The sequence below is a fragment of the Aeromonas bestiarum genome, from assembly GCF_028751155.1.
In the GTDB taxonomy this organism is placed as follows: Bacteria; Pseudomonadota; Gammaproteobacteria; order Enterobacterales; family Aeromonadaceae; genus Aeromonas; species Aeromonas bestiarum.
This window is the reverse complement of sequence record NZ_CP064746.1, coordinates 4183293-4200048: the sequence shown is the minus strand read 5'-3', so window position 1 is coordinate 4200048 and position 16756 is coordinate 4183293. Positions and strand designations below refer to the sequence as shown.

15 protein-coding genes, 1 pseudogene and 1 riboswitch are annotated in these 16756 nt (G+C 60.0%); of the genes and pseudogenes, 11 read left to right on the top strand and 5 right to left on the bottom strand.

Annotated elements, in window-relative coordinates; translation table 11 throughout:
* The first annotated feature begins 32 nt into the window (after window positions 1–32).
* The 4 genes from IU367_RS19460 to IU367_RS19445 all read left to right on the top strand — a co-directional run bounded on the left by IU367_RS19460 (window position 33) and on the right by IU367_RS19445 (window position 3720).
* Complete coding sequence (locus IU367_RS19460) at window positions 33–239, top strand: bacterioferritin-associated ferredoxin (RefSeq protein ID WP_274452854.1); 207 nt, start codon at window positions 33–35, stop codon at window positions 237–239.
* 145 nt (window positions 240–384) lie between these two features.
* Window positions 385–864, top strand: a complete 480-nt coding sequence (gene bfr, locus IU367_RS19455; RefSeq protein WP_005314068.1) for a bacterioferritin — start codon at window positions 385–387, stop codon at window positions 862–864.
* 203 nt (window positions 865–1067) lie between these two features.
* Window positions 1068–3173: a DUF885 domain-containing protein gene (locus IU367_RS19450; protein ID WP_241279613.1), complete on the top strand. Its 2106-nt coding sequence runs from the start codon at window positions 1068–1070 to the stop codon at window positions 3171–3173.
* Between the two features lie 88 nt (window positions 3174–3261).
* A complete protein-coding gene (locus IU367_RS19445) occupies window positions 3262–3720 on the top strand; it encodes a methylglyoxal synthase (RefSeq protein ID WP_043554384.1) in 459 nt (152 codons plus the stop codon).
* 213 nt (window positions 3721–3933) lie between these two features.
* Here IU367_RS19445 and IU367_RS19440 read toward each other — a convergent pair whose 3' ends face one another.
* Window positions 3934–4521 (bottom strand): superinfection exclusion B family protein, encoded by a 588-nt coding sequence (locus tag IU367_RS19440; RefSeq protein ID WP_042868087.1) that lies wholly within the window; start codon window positions 4519–4521, stop codon window positions 3934–3936.
* Between the two features lie 203 nt (window positions 4522–4724).
* Window positions 4725–4832: riboswitch (yybP-ykoY riboswitch) on the top strand.
* 88 nt (window positions 4833–4920) lie between these two features.
* Between IU367_RS19440 and IU367_RS19435 the strand changes: the two genes are divergently transcribed.
* The gene (locus IU367_RS19435; protein ID WP_043554385.1) at window positions 4921–5907 is read left to right on the top strand and encodes a sodium:calcium antiporter; all 987 of its coding nucleotides are present in this window, start codon (window positions 4921–4923) and stop codon (window positions 5905–5907) included.
* A 95-nt stretch (window positions 5908–6002) separates the two neighbouring features.
* Here the strand turns inward: IU367_RS19435 and ansB are convergent, their stop codons facing one another.
* The 3 genes and pseudogenes from ansB to IU367_RS19420 all read right to left on the bottom strand — a co-directional run bounded on the left by ansB (window position 6003) and on the right by IU367_RS19420 (window position 8548).
* Entirely contained in the window at window positions 6003–7061 is a 1059-nt protein-coding gene (gene ansB, locus IU367_RS19430) for an L-asparaginase 2 (protein ID WP_043137257.1), read from the bottom strand.
* Window positions 7062–7192: 131 nt separating this feature from the next.
* The gene (locus IU367_RS19425; RefSeq protein WP_043137256.1) at window positions 7193–7387 is read right to left on the bottom strand and encodes a heavy-metal-associated domain-containing protein; all 195 of its coding nucleotides are present in this window, start codon (window positions 7385–7387) and stop codon (window positions 7193–7195) included.
* Between the two features lie 210 nt (window positions 7388–7597).
* A pseudogene (locus IU367_RS19420) lies at window positions 7598–8548 on the bottom strand (AEC family transporter).
* Window positions 8549–8830: 282 nt separating this feature from the next.
* Between IU367_RS19420 and treR the strand changes: the two are divergent.
* The 5 genes from treR to IU367_RS19395 all read left to right on the top strand — a co-directional run bounded on the left by treR (window position 8831) and on the right by IU367_RS19395 (window position 14430).
* Complete coding sequence (gene treR / locus IU367_RS19415; protein ID WP_274452853.1) at window positions 8831–9778, top strand: trehalose operon repressor TreR; 948 nt, start codon at window positions 8831–8833, stop codon at window positions 9776–9778.
* 191 nt (window positions 9779–9969) lie between these two features.
* Window positions 9970–11400, top strand: coding sequence for a PTS trehalose transporter subunit IIBC (gene treB, locus IU367_RS19410; protein ID WP_274452852.1), 1431 nt, complete (start codon window positions 9970–9972; stop codon window positions 11398–11400).
* 66 nt (window positions 11401–11466) lie between these two features.
* Window positions 11467–13128 (top strand): alpha,alpha-phosphotrehalase, encoded by a 1662-nt coding sequence (gene treC / locus IU367_RS19405; protein WP_274452851.1) that lies wholly within the window; start codon window positions 11467–11469, stop codon window positions 13126–13128.
* Window positions 13129–13131: 3 nt separating this feature from the next.
* Window positions 13132–13755, top strand: coding sequence for a sugar O-acetyltransferase (locus IU367_RS19400; RefSeq protein ID WP_274452850.1), 624 nt, complete (start codon window positions 13132–13134; stop codon window positions 13753–13755).
* Window positions 13756–14097: 342 nt separating this feature from the next.
* Window positions 14098–14430, top strand: a complete 333-nt coding sequence (locus tag IU367_RS19395) for a hypothetical protein (RefSeq protein ID WP_274452849.1) — start codon at window positions 14098–14100, stop codon at window positions 14428–14430.
* Between the two features lie 203 nt (window positions 14431–14633).
* Here the strand turns inward: IU367_RS19395 and IU367_RS19390 are convergent, their stop codons facing one another.
* Window positions 14634–15233 carry a Yip1 family protein gene (locus tag IU367_RS19390; RefSeq protein WP_274452848.1) on the bottom strand — a complete coding sequence of 200 codons (600 nt, stop codon included), beginning with the start codon at window positions 15231–15233 and terminating at the stop codon, window positions 14634–14636.
* Between the two features lie 330 nt (window positions 15234–15563).
* Here IU367_RS19390 and coxB point away from each other — a divergent pair, with 330 nt between their 5' ends.
* The gene (coxB, locus tag IU367_RS19385) at window positions 15564–16754 is read left to right on the top strand and encodes a cytochrome c oxidase subunit II (protein WP_337999323.1); all 1191 of its coding nucleotides are present in this window, start codon (window positions 15564–15566) and stop codon (window positions 16752–16754) included.
* The last annotated feature ends 2 nt before the right edge of the window (window positions 16755–16756 follow it).

The following is a 16756-nucleotide window of genomic DNA, read 5'->3' as shown; positions in this document are numbered from 1 at the left end:
ATTTCATGGCATTCCAGCACGAGGTAAACACTATGTACGTCTGTTTGTGCCGCGGCATCACAGATACCCAGATCCGCAAGGCGGTACAGGCAGGCAAGACCGAGTTCCGTCAGCTCAAGCAGTCGCTGGAGGTGGGGGCCCAGTGTGGCAAGTGTGTGCGCATGACCATGGAGATCATCGCCACCGAACTCGACAAGGCCGAGCTGGAACAGGCCCCGCTCTACTACGAGGTGGCCTGACCCGGACCGATCTTTTTCTGACTCGACCCGCCAACAGGGTCACCCTTCCTCTCAGGCGAGCTGGCTCGCCAGACCTCTTGTTGTCACTTTTCTGGACTAAGCTCTAACGATCGAGGCCTCAGGCACGAACCAAGGAGCACTGTCGATGAAAGGAGATCCCAAGATCATTGCCCACCTCAACAAGGTGCTGGCCAATGAGCTGATTGCCATCAACCAATACTTCCTGCACGCCCGCATCTACGATGACTGGGGCCTCAAGGCGCTCGGGCACAAGGAGTATCACGAGTCCATCGATGAGATGAAACACGCCGACGAACTGGTCAAGCGGGTGCTGTTTCTGGAGGGGCTGCCCAACTTGCAGGACTTGGGCAAGCTGCGCATCGGTGAAACGGTGGAGGAGATGCTGCGTTGCGATCTGTCGCTGGAGATGGATGCCATCCCGGACCTGAAAGTGGCCATCGCCTACGCAGAGTCGGTGCAGGACTACATCAGTCGCGACCTGTTCCAGGACATTCTGGAAGATGAAGAGGAGCACGTGGACTGGCTGGAAACCCAGCTCGATCTCATCGATCGCATCGGGCTGGAGAACTACCAGCAGTCCCAGCTGCATCACGGCTCATCCTGAATAGTTATGGCATGAAAAGCCGATTCAAAAACCCGCTCAGGCGGGTTTTTTTATGTCCGGCTGCATAGCTTTTCATGATTCTTATCATCATGAAAAGTAAGCTTATTTTTGTTAGTCAGGTCGCAAAAAAGTACGCGGGAGAGATGCACTATTGGAGCCCCTGATCGGGGGCACACAATAACAACAGGTTAAAGGACTACACCATGCACTTCTTGCCCAACAAGCTGGCGCTTGCCTGCGCCATCGCACTCTCCCTCGCTGCCTGCAACGACAACAGCTCCAACGCGCCGGCGGATCCCGCCGCGACCAAGGCCTCCCTGATGCAAACCATGGACGAGGCCCTGCGCGAGAGTCAGGCGCTGGATCCCTACGGTTTTGCCATCGATGCGTCCAGCATTGCCAAACGCAAGGCGCTCGACAGTGCGCTGCTCAGCCGGCTGGATGCCCTGGACCCGAGCGTGCTGAGCGAGCGGGACCGGTTGTTCTACGACATGATCCGCTGGGATCTGCAGATCAATCTGGCGGGCTACGAGCTGCCCCAGTCCCAGATCCCGATCCACCACTTCCGCAACCAGGTGGTGGAGCTGGCCGATGACGTGGGGATGGCTCCCGCTAGCGGCAAGGCCGCCCGCACCGTCAGCAGCGGCTTCGATTACTTCGAGCAGAGCTCGGCCGAGCGGGTCGCGCCTGGAGATGCCGTCTGGCGGCGGGATCTCGACCGCCCGGCCAAGGCCCCGGCGCTGGCCACTCAGGCCAGGGCAACGACGGCCCCGCTGGCCTGGTATCAGGAGCACCTTGTCTGGCTCAAGGCCTATGACGGCTACCTGGCCGAGGTGAAGCACCAGTTCGAGCTGGGCAGCGCCCAGGGCAACACCTTGCCGGACGAGCTGGTGGACCGGCTGCTGGCCCAGCTCAACAGCAAGCTGGATGGCGAGGCGATCGCCGGTGCCTACCTCGGCTGGCAGCAGTTGCCGGGAGAGGCCGACGAGGCGCTGCGCACCGAGTACAAAGGGGTGCTGGACAGCATCAACGGCCGCTATCTGGCACTGCGGGACTATCTGGATTACCAGCATGGCGGCGCCTATGCGGTGCGCCTTGGCAGTGGCGAGTGTGACGACGGCTTCTGCGGCATGACCAATGGTCGCGACTGGTATCGCTGGCTGCTTAAGAAGCACACCACCACCAATATGACGCCGGAGCAGGTGCATGAGCTGGGGCTGAGCGAGGTGGAGCGGATCTTCGGTGCCATGGTCAAGGTGTGCCATACCGTCGGCAAGTGCGACAGCGATGAGGTGGCCCAGAGCAAGCAGAGCGGCCAGATCTATGACTTCTTCCGCTATCTGAACGAGCCGGCCTTCTTCTACCAGAATCCGCTGGCTGTCTGGTCCGCCAATCTCAACCCGGGCAATGCGGCCGGCGCGGCCCTGAGCGAGCCGCAGCAGCAGGCGCTGGCCGAGCATGAGCGGGCGTTGCGGGAGTACAACGGCTTCAAGAGCAAGGCGGCGCTGGTGTTGCCGGACTTCTTCGATGCCGAGCGCACCATTCCCAAGCTGGATTACGAGGTGGTGCCCGTCTCCTATGACGAGGCGCCTTATGGCGGGGTCGCCTGGTATCAGGACGGCAACCCGCAGACCGGCCGTAAAGGGCAGTTCGTCCTCAACACCTACTATCCCTATGGCCTGCAGAGCTGGAACATCAGCACCCTGCTGGCCCATGAGGCGGCGCCGGGCCACCACTTCCAGATCACCATAGCCCAGGAGCTGGCGGCCAAGGATCCCGACTTCCCGCAGTACGTGGCGAATGCCTCCTATACCGCCTATGCGGAGGGCTGGGCGCTCTACACCGAATACCTGGCGGATCACGACATGGGGCTCTATCAGGGGCGCGGCCTCTATGATCCCGCCGTGGGGGATGTGAAGGTCGAGGGCTCGTCCGCCTTCAACAACCAGCTGCAGTACTTCGGCCGCCTCAACGAGGAGATGCTCAGGGCCATGCGGCTGGTGGTGGATACCGGCATTCACTGGTACGGCTGGAGCCACGACAGGGCCGTCGGCTACATGAAGGAGAACTCGGCACTGGGGGCGGGGGACATCAGCTCGGAGGTGCCGCGCTACATGGCCTATACCGGTCAGGCGACCTCCTACAAGGCTGGCCAGCTGGCGCTGATCCGGATGCGCGAATCCGCCGAGCAGGCCCTTGGCGGCCGCTTTGACCTCAAGGCGTTCCATCACCATGTGCTGGAATACGGCATGTTGCCCATCTCCGTGCTGGAGCAGAAGAACCAGCAGTGGATTGAACAGTCGAAGTGATCACAGTTACGGCGCCCGGCAAGGCAGCGGGCGCCGCTTTCGATTAGGATACGGCTCTCTTCCCATCACAATGCTACGGATGAATTCCATGGAACTGATTGCACGTGAGATGGCGCCCCACAAGCGGGTGGCGCTGGTGGCTCACGACAACATGAAGACCCCTCTGCTGAACTGGGTGATGCGCCGCAAGGAGGAGCTCAAGCTCCACCATCTCTACGCGACCGGCACCACAGGCACCATGCTCGGCAAGAAGGCGCAACTGCCCATCACCTGCCTCTTCTCCGGCCCCATGGGGGGCGACCAGCAGCTCGGTGCCCTGATTGCCGAAGGCAAGATAGACGTGCTGATCTTCTTCTGGGATCCCCTCAATGCGGTGCCCCACGATCCGGACGTGAAGGCGCTGCTGCGCCTGGCGGCCGTGTGGAACATACCGGTTGCCACCAACGAGGCCACCGCGGACTTCATCATGGACAGCCCTCACATGCAGCAGGCGTTCAGCGTGCAGATCCCGGATTATGCCGGCTATTTGAAGGCCAGAACCGAATAAGGGCAGATCCGCCAGTCTGCGCCGGCTATTTGAAGGCCAGAACCGAATAAGGGCAGATCCGCCAATCTGCGCCGGTTATTTGAAAGCCAGAACCGACTAACGGCAGATCCGCCGGTCTGTACCGGTTGTCTCAAGGGCAGAACTGAATAAAAACAGCCAGATAGCAAAGGGCCGGACACAGTCCGGCTCTTTTATTTGAAGGATGGCAGCAAGTTAGCGCTGGAAGCCCTTCTGGGCGAACTTGGGTCTGGCGCTCATGATCTGCTCCACCTGCTCGTCGCTCATCTTGCCACGGGAGAGGCCCAGCACCTTGTAGGTGAGCAGCGGCCGCGCGGGCAGCGCTATCATCAGCGCCCGGATCTGGTTCTCGTCCTCTTTCTCCCGCACCGGTTTGCCGTAGGCGTAGGTGAGTACGCCGGCGTCCATCAGGTTTTTGACGGCAGGCTCGGTGATCGGCAAGTTTATGACGCTTTTGCGTTGCAGCACGAACTCGCGCAGCACCGCCTTCTCGTTGAAATCGAGGAAGGCGATCATCTGGGCCAGCTGATCCTGCTGGCGGCGGGATTGCCATTCGTCACAGGCCCACTCCCAAGCTATCAGGAAGCCCTGGCTGCAGAAGTAGGAGATGGCGATCAGCATGCCAACCCCGAGCCAGGCGGCGTGGGTCGTGGCCCACTGGCTGACGGCTCCCTTCATCAGGCCGGCCGGAAACAGCAATATGATGCTGCAGCAAAGCAGCAACCAGACCATGAGCCAGTTGAGGCGGTTCAGTTGATAGAAATGTTGGATCCACCGTTTCATCGTTCATCCTTCCCAAACTATTGTGGACAGTAGACAACTCATAGCAATCGTTGTGCCAAGGCGTGGATGCCGGGGGCAAGAGTGGGGATCCGGACGGAGAAACCGGGGGCGCTGACCGAGGGGGCGTTACATTCTCTTACAACTTATTGAGTGGATGATCATTAATTTGCCTTGTGAGGCGGCGGTCAACTTGGTAAAAAGCCCGCACTGTCATTGGGGAGTAGCAACCCGCCCGTGATCCGGGCAGGGCTCATGTCAACATTCTTGGATCTGTCGATCCATGGCATGAGCGGCGATAGCATCTATCGCTCTGCAAGACCTTTGGCCTCGATACGCAAGCCAGCCGGGCGAGCCGTATCGGGTCCATCGGTTGTTCTGCTCGCCTGGCGGTTGCCTATTATGTTGATCACCCTGCTGTTGTTTCTGCTCTCTGCCGTCACCATCTACCTGGCCTGCGAATATTTCGTCAATGGTATCGAATGGACCGGCCATCACTTCAAGTTCTCCCAGAGTGCCACCGGCTCCCTGCTGGCGGCCCTCGGCACTGCCCTGCCCGAATGCATAGTTACCCTGACCGCGCTGCTGATGGGGGATGCCCCCGCCCAGCAACAGATTGGGATAGGCGCCGCCCTCGGTGGCCCCCTGGTGCTCTCCACCATAGGCTATGCCGCCGTCGGCGTGACCCTGCTGCTGTGCATGAGCCGTGAGCACAGGGTCATAGATGGCGAGGTGCAGCGCGAGATAGGCCGGGATCAGGCCTGGTTTGTCGGTATCTTCCTGGTGGCGGTGGCCCTCGGCATGGTGGCCTTCACCGGCAAAACCTGGCTGGCCCCGCTGTTCGTGCTGGTTTATCTGGTCTATGTGCGGCGCGAGCTGAAACAGACCGACAGCCACGAGGTCGAGTTGCCAGAGCCCCTCAAGCTGGATCCCAAGGCCGAGATCCCGGCGCTCGGCAAGGTGCTACTGCAGACCCTGGTGGCGCTGGTGGTGGTCGCGCTGGCGGCCCAGCTGTTCGTTCATCAACTGGAGAGCATGGGTGAGCTGTTCGGCCTCTCTCCCGTGCTGGCGGCCCTGCTGCTGAGCCCGGTGGCGACCGAGATGCCGGAGCTGATGAACGTGCTGATCTGGGTGCGTCAGGGCAAGAACCGGCTGGCGCTGGCCAACATCTCCGGTGCCATGATGATCCAGGGCACCATACCCAAGGCGTTCTGCCTGCTGTTCACCCCCTGGTTGCTCGACAGCACCATGATGGTCTCCTCGCTGGTGACCCTGCTGGCTGTGGTACTGCTGTGGTGGGGCTTCAGCCGTGGGCGGATGACGGCGGGAAGGCTGGCCTGCGTGGGGCTGGTGTACCTGGGTTTCTGCGGTTGGCTGATGGTGAGCTGACGGCGCGCGCTATGTGAAGATGACGCCATGAGCAAGGGCAGGATCCGATCCTGCCCTTTTTTCATGGATTTACGTTAGCGGGTTGAACCCCGGGATCAGAACTGCTGGAACCAGCGCTGGATCTGGGCCGGATCCTTGCTCTGGGTCAGGGAGAGCATCAGCAGGATGCGCGCTTTCTGCGGGTTCAGGGTGCCGGCGGCCACGAAGCCGTACTTGGCGTCGTCGATCTCGGCATCCAGGGTGGTGGCGCCGGTCGGCACGCGGGCGGAGCGCACCACGCGGATGCCATCCTTGCTCGCCTTGGCCAGGGTGTCGAACAGTGTGTGGTAGAGGTTGCCGTTGCCCACCCCGGCGCTGACGATGCCGTCAAACTTGGCATCCACCATGGCCTTGGCCGGCAGATCGGTGGCGTTGGCATAGTTGTAGACGATGCCCACTTGCGGCAGCTTGTCGAGCTTGCTCACGTCGAACGGCGTCTTGCTGGTGTGCAGGCGGGCCGGGCTGCGCTGGTAGTCGATCTTGCCGTTGTGGATGTAACCCAGCGGGCCGAAGTTGGGGGCGGCAAAGGTCTGCACCCCTGTGGTGTTGGTCTTGGTGACGTCGCGGGCATCCAGCACGGTATCGTTCATGGCAACCATGACGCCACGGCCCTTGGAGCTGGGGTCGGAGGCGGTGACCACGGCGTTGTAGAGATTCAGCGGGCCATCGGCACTCATGGCGGTGGAGGGGCGCATGGCGCCGACCAGCACCACGGGCTTGTCGCTCTTGACGGTCAGGTTGAGGAAGTAGGCGGTCTCTTCCATGGTGTCGGTGCCGTGGGTGATGACGATGCCGTCCACGTCATCCTTGGCCAGCAGCTCGTTGACCCGCTTGGCCAGCTTGAGCCACACCTCGTCGTTCATGTCCTGGGAGCCGATCTTGACCACCTGCTCCCCCTGCACGTCGGCCACGTTCTTCATCTCGGGCACGGCGGCGATCAGGGTCTCGATGGCCACCTTGCCCGCTTCATAGTTGGATTGGGTGGCGGACTGTCCCGCACCGGCTATGGTGCCACCGGTCGCCAGGATATGAACCTGCGGCAGGGCCATGGCCAGGGGGGAGAGGGTCAGGCCAACGACGGCGGCGAGCAGTGTCTTGCGGATAGGGAGAGTCATGCTGCAAATCCTTCTGAGTGATAAAAATTGCAGCAAGTTTGCGCTTTCTGTTGAGGGGGTCTGTGATGACTCTCACCAAAAAACAGCTGGATACAGAACCTTAACCTGTTTTATACCTCTATAGAGATAATTTAACTTGCCGAGAAGCCCTTGGCTTCAATCAGGGCGATCAGCTCCGCCTTGCTCAGTTCGCTCTCGATGACGGCCTTGCTGCTAGCAAAATCCACCTGGGCCTGGGTTACTGCACTCTGGGCCAGCAGGGCTTTTTGCAGGCTGGCGGCGCAGCCACCACAGGACATGCCGGACACAGTGAGTTCGATGGTCATGGGATATCTCCTCTGTTGATGTGTTGTCAGCCTAAAGCTGCCGCCCGCGGCAAGGTCAAGGGGGTGATGAGGGGATGAGAGGCAGCACGTTTTCTGCTGGCTATCCCATCAACCCGAGGTAGTTCATCAGAGCGGCACCCAGGCTGGTACTGATCAATGAGCCCTGGGTGGTGGTGGCGATGAGAGTGTGGATGGCCAGCACGCTCCCCACTAGCCCATCAACCCCAGGTAGTTCATCAGGGCGGCGCCCAGGCTGGTGCTGACCAGAGAACCCAGCGTGGTGGTGGCTATGATGTTGGCTGCCAGCACGCTGTCGCCGCCCATGGCGCGGGTCATCACATAGCTGGCGGCGGCTGTGGGGGTGGAGCTGATGAGAAACAGTATGCCGAGGGCCTGCGGGCTGAAGCCGAGCGCCCAGGCCCCCGTTACCAGCAGCACAGGGATAAAGAACAGCCGGTTGGCGGTGGCCCAGCCGGTCAGCATGGCGCCGCCGCGCAGGGCTTTGAGGTTGAGGCTGGCGCCGGTGCAGAGTAGGGCCAGCGGCAGCGTCATGTTGGCGAAGTAGTTGCCCGTTGTGATCACCAACTGGGGCAGCTCGATACCGAGCAGGCCGAACGGCAGGGCGGAAAGAATGGCGATGATCAGCGGGTTTTTGGCGATCCCCTTGAGGATCGGCTTGATCCCCTTGCCGCCTCCCAGACTGCGGGTCAGGGTGATCACGGCGAGTATGTTGTAGAGCACGGTCACCGAGCCCACCAGCAGGGCGGCGGCGCCTATCCCCTCGGCGCCATAGGCGTTTTGCACGTAGGCCAGCCCCATGATCCCCATGTTGCCGCGAAAGCTGCCCTGTACGAAGATGCCGCGCTGATGCCGCTCCGGGATGAAGCGGGCAGCCAGTGCCTCAAGGATCAGAAAGCCGGCTAGGGTGCCGAGCAAGCCGTAGAGGATGAGCCAGGGGCTCGGCATGGTGGAAAAATCGGTGCGCACCATGCTGAGGAACAAGAGGGCCGGCAGTGTGACCTGAAACACCAGACGGGAGGCGGACTCGACGAAGCTGTCGGGCAACAGACCCAGCTGCTTGAGCTAGATGCCGAGCAGCAGCACCACGCAGATGGGGCCCGTGATGGAGAGGGAGAAGTGCAGACTGGCCAAGAGACTCATAATGGATGTCCTGTGCGATAGACGGGGCCGGTGATGGAGAGGAAGAAGATCAGACTGGCCAGCAGACTCATGATGGATGTCCTGTGCGATAGACGGGGCCCGTGACGGAGAGGGATAGAAGCAGACTGACCAACAGACCCATGATGCGCGTCCTGTGCGATGGCGAGCGGCACGACGTTCGCCGGGGCAAAAAAGGCATTCTAACGCCATGGGCTTGTATTCACAGGGCTTAATCACAACAATGTGGGCAATTCCACCGCCGAGCCTCCTGTGAGCCAATTCATGGACAAGAAACTGACCATCCTCGATATCGCCCGCCTCTCGGGCGTCGGCAAGTCGACCGTCTCCCGGGTGCTCAATCAGGATCCCAAGGTGAAACAGGCGACCCGTGAGCGGGTGGAGCAGGTCATCGCCGAACACGGCTTCGTGCCGAGCAAGTCGGCGCGGGCCATGCGCAGCCAGAGCCAGCAGGTGGTGGGGATCATAGTCTCCCGGCTCGACTCCAGTTCCGAGAATCAGGCGGTGCGGGGCATGCTGGAGACCCTCTACCGGCGTGGCTATGACGCCGTGCTGATGGAGAGCAAGTTCTCCCCCGCCAAGGTGCAGGAGCATCTGGCTGTGCTGGATCGGCGCGGGGTGGATGGCATCATACTGTTTGCCTTCAACGATCTGGACTACGACGCCATGGTGCCGCTGAAAGAGAAGCTTGTGCTGGTGGCCCGGGACCATCCCGGGTTCTCCTCTGTCTGTTTCGACGATGCCGGGGCTGTGCGCACCATGCTGGCCGAGCTGGCGACCCGCGGCATTCGCGACATTGCCTATCTGGGGGTGGATACCTCGGATCTCACCACGGGTCAGCGCCGGCTTGATGCCTATCTCGGCTACTGCGCCGAACAGGGATTGACGGCGCGCAGTGCCCTCGGCGATCTCAGCCTGCAGAGCGGCTACCGGCTGGCGGCCGAGCTGCTCACCCCCGCCACCCAGGCGTTGGTCTGCGCCAGTGACACCCTCGCCATAGGTGCTGCAAAATACCTTCAGGAACAAGGGCGTAGCGAGGTGCTGGTAACAGGCCTTGGCAACAACCCCATGCTCAGTTTCCTCTTTCCCAACGCCCTCAGTCTGGATCTTGGCTACAAGGGCGCGGGGGAGCAGGCGGCCCGCCAGCTGCTCGGCCAGATCGAGCAGGATCACCGCCCGCTGGCGACCATAGCCCCTTGCCACACACTGTGAGCCCCATCACTTAGTCCTGCACAAAAAACGCGCTTTTTGTGATGTTGACCACGAAATGGGAACGTTCCCATTTCGATCCGTTCAAATTGGCTGCATGCTAAATGGGAACGATACCAAAAACGCTCAGACCAGCAGACTGGTTCAAAAGGGCGATGCAGACCAATATCAATGGAGTCACAGAGGGAAGACTCATGTCCAAGATCAACGCACAGCAGCTTGCCACCCTGATCGACAAGATCGGCGGCAAGGAGAACATCGCCACCGTCAGTCACTGCCTGACCCGATTGCGCTTCGTCCTGAACGATCCGGCCAAAGCCGACAGCAAGGCCATCGAAACCATACCTGCGGTGAAGGGGAGCTTCACTCAGGGCGGCCAGTTCCAGGTGGTGATCGGCAACGAGGTGGAGCAGTGGTACAAGGCGCTGACCGAAGAGATAGGTGTCAGCGGTGGCAGCAAGGATGCCGCCAAACTGGCTGCCCGTCAGAACATGAATCCGCTGGAGCGCGGCATCTCCCACCTGGCGGAGATCTTCGTGCCCCTGTTGCCCGCCATCATCACCGGCGGCCTGATCCTGGGCTTTCGCAACGTCATCGGCGACATCAAGATGTTCGACGATGGCACTCATACCCTCACCGAGATCAGCCAGTTCTGGGCTCAGGTCCACGCCTTCCTCTGGCTGCTGGGCGAGGCCATCTTCCACTTCCTGCCGGTCGGCGTCTGCTGGTCTGCGGTGAAGAAGATGGGCGGCTCCGAGATCCTCGGGATAGTACTGGGTATCACGCTGGTGTCGCCGCAACTGATGAACGCCTATGGCATTGGTCAGCAGACCCCAGAGGTGTGGGACTTCGGTCTGTTCGTCATCCAGAAGGTGGGCTATCAGGCGCAGGTCATTCCGGCCCTGCTGGCGGGGGTATTCCTCGCTTGGGTGGAGACCAACCTCAAGCGCATCATTCCGGCGTACCTCTATCTGGTGATTGTGCCCTTCGTCTCGCTGCTGTTGGCGGTGATAGTGGCCCACGCCTTTATCGGCCCGTTCGGTCGCTGGATTGGTGAAGGCGTCGGCTTCGCCGCCAAGGCGGCCATGACCGGTTCCTTCGCTCCCATAGGCGCTGCCCTGTTCGGCTTCTTCTATGCGCCCCTGGTCATCACGGGTATCCACCACACCACCAACGCTGTGGATCTGCAGCTGATGCAGAGCATGGGTGGCACCCCGATCTGGCCGCTGATCGCCCTCTCCAACATAGCGCAAGCGTCGGCAGTGGTGGGCATCATACTTATCAGCCGCAAGGAGAACGAGCGGGAGATTTCCGTGCCTGCCGCCATCTCCGCCTACCTGGGCGTGACCGAGCCGGCCATGTACGGCATCAACCTCAAATACAAGTTCCCCATGCTGTGCGCCATGGTGGGTTCCAGCCTGGCGGCGCTCATCTGCGGCTTCGCCGGTGTGATGGCCAACGGCATAGGGGTGGGCGGCCTGCCGGGCATCCTCTCCATCCAGCCCCAGTATTGGGCCGTCTACTCAGTCGCCATGCTGGTGGCCATAGTGGTGCCAGTGGTGCTGACCCTGCTGCTCTACAAGCGCCAGCAAGCGGCTGGCAAGCTGGCCCAGGCCAGCGCCTGACTCAACGCATCAGGGCGACCAGCGGGTCGCCCTCTCCATTTCATATTCGAGACAAGAGAAAGACCCATGAGCCAAACACCCTGGTGGCAGAGCGCCGTGATTTACCAGATCTATCCCAAGAGCTTTCAGGATTCCGCTGCCCGTGGCACCGGCGATCTCAAGGGGATCATGGCCCGCCTCGACTATCTCAAGACCCTGGGGGTCGATGCCCTCTGGCTGACTCCGGTTTACGTCTCCCCGCAGGTGGACAACGGCTACGACATCGCCGACTACCTGGCCATCGATCCCGCCTACGGCACCATGGCCGATTTCGAAGCGTTGCTGGCTGCCGCCCACGCGCGCGACATCCGCATCGTGATGGATATCGTAGTGAACCACACCTCCACCGAGCACGCCTGGTTCAAGTCGGCGCTGGGGGATAAAAACAGCCCCTACCGCGACTACTACATCTGGCGCGATCCGGTCGATGGCGGTGTGCCCAACAACTGGCAGTCCAAGTTTGGCGGCAGCGCCTGGGAGCTGGATCAGGCCACCGGTCAGTATTACCTGCACCTGTTTGCCCGCGAGCAGGCGGATCTGAACTGGGAAAACCCGGCGGTGCGCGCCGAGGTGAAAAACATCATTCACTTCTGGGCGCAGAAGGGGGTAGACGGTTTCCGCCTCGACGTCATCAACCTCATCTCCAAGGATCAGACCTTCCCGAACGACGAGATGGGCGATGGCCGCCGCTTCTACACAGACGGGCCGCGCATCCACGAATTCCTGCAAGACGTTAGTCGCGATGTCTTTGCCCCCGTGGGGGCCATGACGGTGGGGGAGATGTCATCAACCAGTCTGGAACATTGCCAGCGCTACGGCGCCCTGGATGGCTCCGAGCTCTCCATGGTGTTCAACTTCCACCATCTGAAGGTGGATTACCCCAAGGGTGACAAGTGGACCAAGGCGCCGTTCGATTTCCTCGAGCTCAAGCGCATCTTCAACCACTGGCAGAGCGGCATGCACGGCAAGGGCTGGTCGGCGCTGTTCTGGTGCAACCACGATCAGCCGCGTATCGTCTCCCGCTTCGGCGACGAGGGCGAACATCGCGTGGTCGCCGCCAAGATGCTGGCCAGCACGCTGCACGGGTTGCAGGGCACTCCCTACATCTATCAGGGGGAGGAGATCGGCATGACCAACCCCGGCTATCAGTGCATCGACGACTATCAGGATGTGGAGAGCCGCAACATCTTCGCCATCAAGCAGGCCGAAGGCATGGCGGAGGCCGAGATCCTCGCCATTCTCGGCGCCAAGTCCCGCGACAACTCCCGTACCCCCATGCAGTGGAGCGCCGCCTCCAATGCCGGTTTCACCCAAGGTTCACCCTGGCTCAAACCTGCTGCCAATTACCCCGAGATCAACGCGGAGGCGGCACTGGCCGACCCGAGCTCGGTGTTCTGGCATTACCGTGACCTGATCGCTCTGCGCAAGGCGTACCCAATCTTCACCCAGGGGGATTATCAGGAGCTGCTGGCGGGTCATCAGCGGATCTGGGCCTATACCCGCAGTGCCAACGGCCAGACCCTGCTGGTGGTGAGCAACTTCTACGGCGAGCCAGCCACCTTTGCACTGCCGGACGAGCTGGCTACCGGCAAGGGGCACCTGCTGCTTGGCAACTACCCCGATAGCCCGGCCCGGCCGCAGTCCTGTATGCTGCGCCCTTATGAATCCCTTATCTGGCTGGTGGAATAGACGATGACACAGGCAACGCCCATGGCGGCAACAGAGGCTCGGCAAGCCGTACCTGGCCCCGAGTGGCAGAAGATGGTGGCGGGTCAGCCCTATGATGCGGGCGATCCCGAGCTCAAGGCGGCGCGCGAGCGCTGTCGTTTCCTCTATCACAGCTTCAACACCAGTTGGCAGGAGAAACCGGCGCGGGACGCCCTGCTGCGGGAACTGCTCGGCAGCCGCGGCGCTTCCTGTGCCATCAACCCGCCCTTCTTCTGCGACTATGGTGCCAATATTTTCGTGGGGGAGAACTTCTACGCCAACGTCAACTGCACCATCCTCGATGTTTGCGAGGTGCATATCGGTGACAACGTGCTGCTGGCGCCCGGGGTGCAGATCTACACCGCCGCCCACCCGGTGGCGGTAGTGCCGCGGGTGGCCGGGGTCGAGTTCGGCAAGCCGGTGCGCATCGGCAACAACGTCTGGATCGGTGGCAGCACCGTCATCTGCCCCGGCGTCACCATAGGGGACAGCAGCGTCATAGGTGCGGGCTCTGTGGTCACCAGAGATATTCCGGCCAACGTGGTTGCCGTCGGCAATCCCTGCAAGGTGCTGCGGCCCATGACGGCAGAGGAGCTGGCGGGCTGCTAGTGCTTCCGCCAGCGCGTACTTTCCAACACCAAGGGCAGGCTCTCCTGCCCTTTTCTTTGGCCGTTGTTCGCTGAACTCGGGATGTACATCCACTTCAGATTTTTTGAACATCTAGGCCAGTTTATCTCGCTAACAAAGGTCGGTAGAGGTGTTTAATATTCACTCAACGCTTAGGCAGGAACGCCAAGCGGCCAAATAACAGGTCGTTCCAGGCTGTGACACCATCAAACAGAGTGTCGGATGTCAGTGAAAGAACAACATACTATTTGAATAACCTCTTGCACGGATGCATTGATTCAGGCCGAAACGGCCTTGGCAATGACATAAAAACCAAGAGAGTGAATGAACATGAAAAACGTAATCAAGATGCTGGCCGTTGCAGGCCTGATGACAGCCGGTTTTGCTCAGGCTTCCGTCCCCGCTGACCTCAACGCAGCCCCGGGCGTGCTGTTTGTAAACTGGCATGCGACCGCCGCCGTGGAAGGCAAGGCCAACCCCATGCTGGAAGTGCGTGACGAGTCTGGCGATGTCGTGGCCTCAGTCCACGCCAATCTGGCGGGTACCCAGCAAGTTCGCATTCCAAGCCGCGCTCAGGGCAACCTGACCGTGAGCCTGGGTGAGCAGAGCAGCGACTACCGCATCCCGTTTGGTATCGGCAGCGGCAAACAGCGCTAATTGTCGTTATCCACCCGGTGGCTGATCAGCAAGGTCATTGGAGTGAGACAATGTCTGGGTTGTTTGAGGTTGATCGTAGCTCTGTCGCAGTCAATGCCGAGGCGAGTGATGCAATTCAGCCCAATAACAAAGGCGCCATAAAGGCGCCCTTGTCATTTCTGGTGATGGCTGACCATAGAGCGGATGCTGCTGTGGCCAGGGTGCTATTGCGTAAAGACGGGGCCAAAACCTGAACCCCACAGAATGGCCGTGGTTGCCAGCACGCAGACCAGCAGCACCAATCCGACCGTTACCACAGAGCTGGCATAGATGAACCCTTGTTCCTTGGGGATGTGCATCAGTATTGGCACGCCGACGTAGAGCAGGTAGATGGAATAGCTCAGCCCTATCAGGCCAATGATCATGACAAACCAGAGGTGCGGGAAAAAGGCCGAGAAGCCAACCATAAACAGGGGGGTAGAGGTATAGGCCGCCAGTTCGAGCGCCGTCGTATAGCTGGGATCTGAGCCAAAGGTGTGTCCCATCCAGTGTGCCAGATAGGCCAGTGCAAACACGCCAGCGATGAGCGCGATATACATGGCTACCGATAGCATGAATGCACTCTCTGCGGTCAGGGTAATGGGATCACTCACACCGATACTCCAGCCGATGTGAACGGCGGAGTAGTAGGCACAGACCGAGGGGATAAGGGCCACGACAAGAATATGGGTCAGACTGTTTCTGAAGCTGTCGTGACCTTCGTCTATGGTATGCCATTCGGTGTGAGGATGGGCATACAATCCCCATAAGTGATTTAATATCATAGCGTTATTCCTTCTCTACTTGAGTTTGTGGATCGTCGTATCCCGTTTTTCTCCTCTGTATCAGGTTGGCATCACCGGGTGAGCCATTCATATGCAGCCGCCACTGACAGTTTTAAATAAAGCTGTCCCAGCCCCCCTACGTCAAGGTTCCCACCTCCAATCCCTGCTGTTGATGTTTATTGCCATCCTGTGAGCCATGAATTGATACAAACTGCTCTGATGAGTCCAGGATCATCGACATCATGGTGGCTTTTTCAAAATATGGACTAATACTTGTTTGTGAGAGTGATTTTAATAAATTCATTATTTTCATATGGTTAGATGCTTTACTTGGCGAGGTTTGCGGTCCTTTCCAGCGTGCACAGGGAGTGCAAAGTGGGAAAAAATGCGATCAGGCATGGCGTGTGGATAGTGTGCCTTGCTGGCAAGAGCGTTTTTGCCAGCGAGATAACATTCAACATGACGCGGGGGGCGACGGCCATCAGCCAGCAGGTCTATGACCTACATATGACCATCTTCTATATCTGCTGCCTGATCGGTCTGCTCGTCTTTGGCGCCATGCTCTGGTCCATTATCCATCATCGAAAATCACGTGGCGCCCAGGCCGCCCAGTTTCATGAGAGCACCCGGATTGAATTGTTGTGGACTGCCATTCCTGTGTTGATCCTGGTGGCGATGGCAACGCCGGCCACGTCGACGCTATTGAAGATGGAAGATACTTCCAAAGCCGATCTGACCGTGCTCATAACGGGATCGCAATGGAAATGGCACTACAAATACCTGGAGCATCCGGTGGCGTTTTACTCCTTGCTGGCGACCAGCAAGAAGCAGATCTCCGGCGATCAGCCCAAGAGTGACACCTATTTACGGGAGGTCGATCAGCCGCTGGTGCTGCCTGTGGGCAAGAAAATTCGCTTCTTGATGACATCGGATGATGTCATTCACTCCTGGTGGGTGCCCGCCTTCGCGGTAAAGAAAGATGCCAATCCCGGCTACATCAATGAGTCCTGGACCAGGATAGACAGGCCCGGCACCTATCGGGGGCAGTGTGCTGAGCTATGCGGCAAGGATCATGGTTTCATGCCCATAGTGGTGGTCGCCAAAACCGCCGAGGAGTTTGAGGGCTGGATTGCCAGAACGGCGGAAGCCCAGGCTGCTGCCAAGGCTCAGCAGCGGGAGCAGGCCAGTACGATCATGACCCTGCCGCAGGCCATGGCGTTGGGAGAGAAAATCTTTTTGGGTCATTGCTCGGCCTGCCATCAGCCAGGAGGAACCGGATTACCCGGGATCTTCCCCGCGTTGAAGGGCAGCAAGATCACTACCTTGGCGGAAAATCGTGCCCAGCACCTGAACCTGGTCCTGCATGGCAAGAGCGGGACCGCCATGCAGGCATTCGGCAAGCAGCTCACGGTTCAGGAGCTTGCCGCCGTGGTGACTTATGAGCGCAATGCCTGGGGCAACAACACGGGCGATGTCATTCAGGCTGCGGATGTGCAGTCCATTCTGAAAAATGACAAATAAGG

Excerpts from the sequence above, each read along its gene's own strand:
- IU367_RS19400 (WP_274452850.1), top strand. The coding sequence starts at position 13,132 with ATGACACAGGCAACGCCCATGGCGGCAACAGAGGCTCGGCAAGCCGTA.
- IU367_RS19445 (WP_043554384.1), top strand. The coding sequence starts at position 3,262 with ATGGAACTGATTGCACGTGAGATGGCGCCCCACAAGCGGGTGGCGCTG.
- IU367_RS19440 (WP_042868087.1), bottom strand. The coding sequence starts at position 4,521 with ATGAAACGGTGGATCCAACATTTCTATCAACTGAACCGCCTCAACTGG.
- IU367_RS19460 (WP_274452854.1), top strand. The coding sequence starts at position 33 with ATGTACGTCTGTTTGTGCCGCGGCATCACAGATACCCAGATCCGCAAG.
- IU367_RS19395 (WP_274452849.1), top strand. The coding sequence starts at position 14,098 with ATGAACATGAAAAACGTAATCAAGATGCTGGCCGTTGCAGGCCTGATG.
- treB (WP_274452852.1), top strand. The coding sequence starts at position 9,970 with ATGTCCAAGATCAACGCACAGCAGCTTGCCACCCTGATCGACAAGATC.
- bfr (WP_005314068.1), top strand. The coding sequence starts at position 385 with ATGAAAGGAGATCCCAAGATCATTGCCCACCTCAACAAGGTGCTGGCC.
- treR (WP_274452853.1), top strand. The coding sequence starts at position 8,831 with ATGGACAAGAAACTGACCATCCTCGATATCGCCCGCCTCTCGGGCGTC.
- IU367_RS19425 (WP_043137256.1), bottom strand. The coding sequence starts at position 7,387 with ATGACCATCGAACTCACTGTGTCCGGCATGTCCTGTGGTGGCTGCGCC.
- IU367_RS19450 (WP_241279613.1), top strand. The coding sequence starts at position 1,068 with ATGCACTTCTTGCCCAACAAGCTGGCGCTTGCCTGCGCCATCGCACTC.
- ansB (WP_043137257.1), bottom strand. The coding sequence starts at position 7,061 with ATGACTCTCCCTATCCGCAAGACACTGCTCGCCGCCGTCGTTGGCCTG.
- treC (WP_274452851.1), top strand. The coding sequence starts at position 11,467 with ATGAGCCAAACACCCTGGTGGCAGAGCGCCGTGATTTACCAGATCTAT.
- IU367_RS19390 (WP_274452848.1), bottom strand. The coding sequence starts at position 15,233 with ATGATATTAAATCACTTATGGGGATTGTATGCCCATCCTCACACCGAA.
- IU367_RS19435 (WP_043554385.1), top strand. The coding sequence starts at position 4,921 with ATGTTGATCACCCTGCTGTTGTTTCTGCTCTCTGCCGTCACCATCTAC.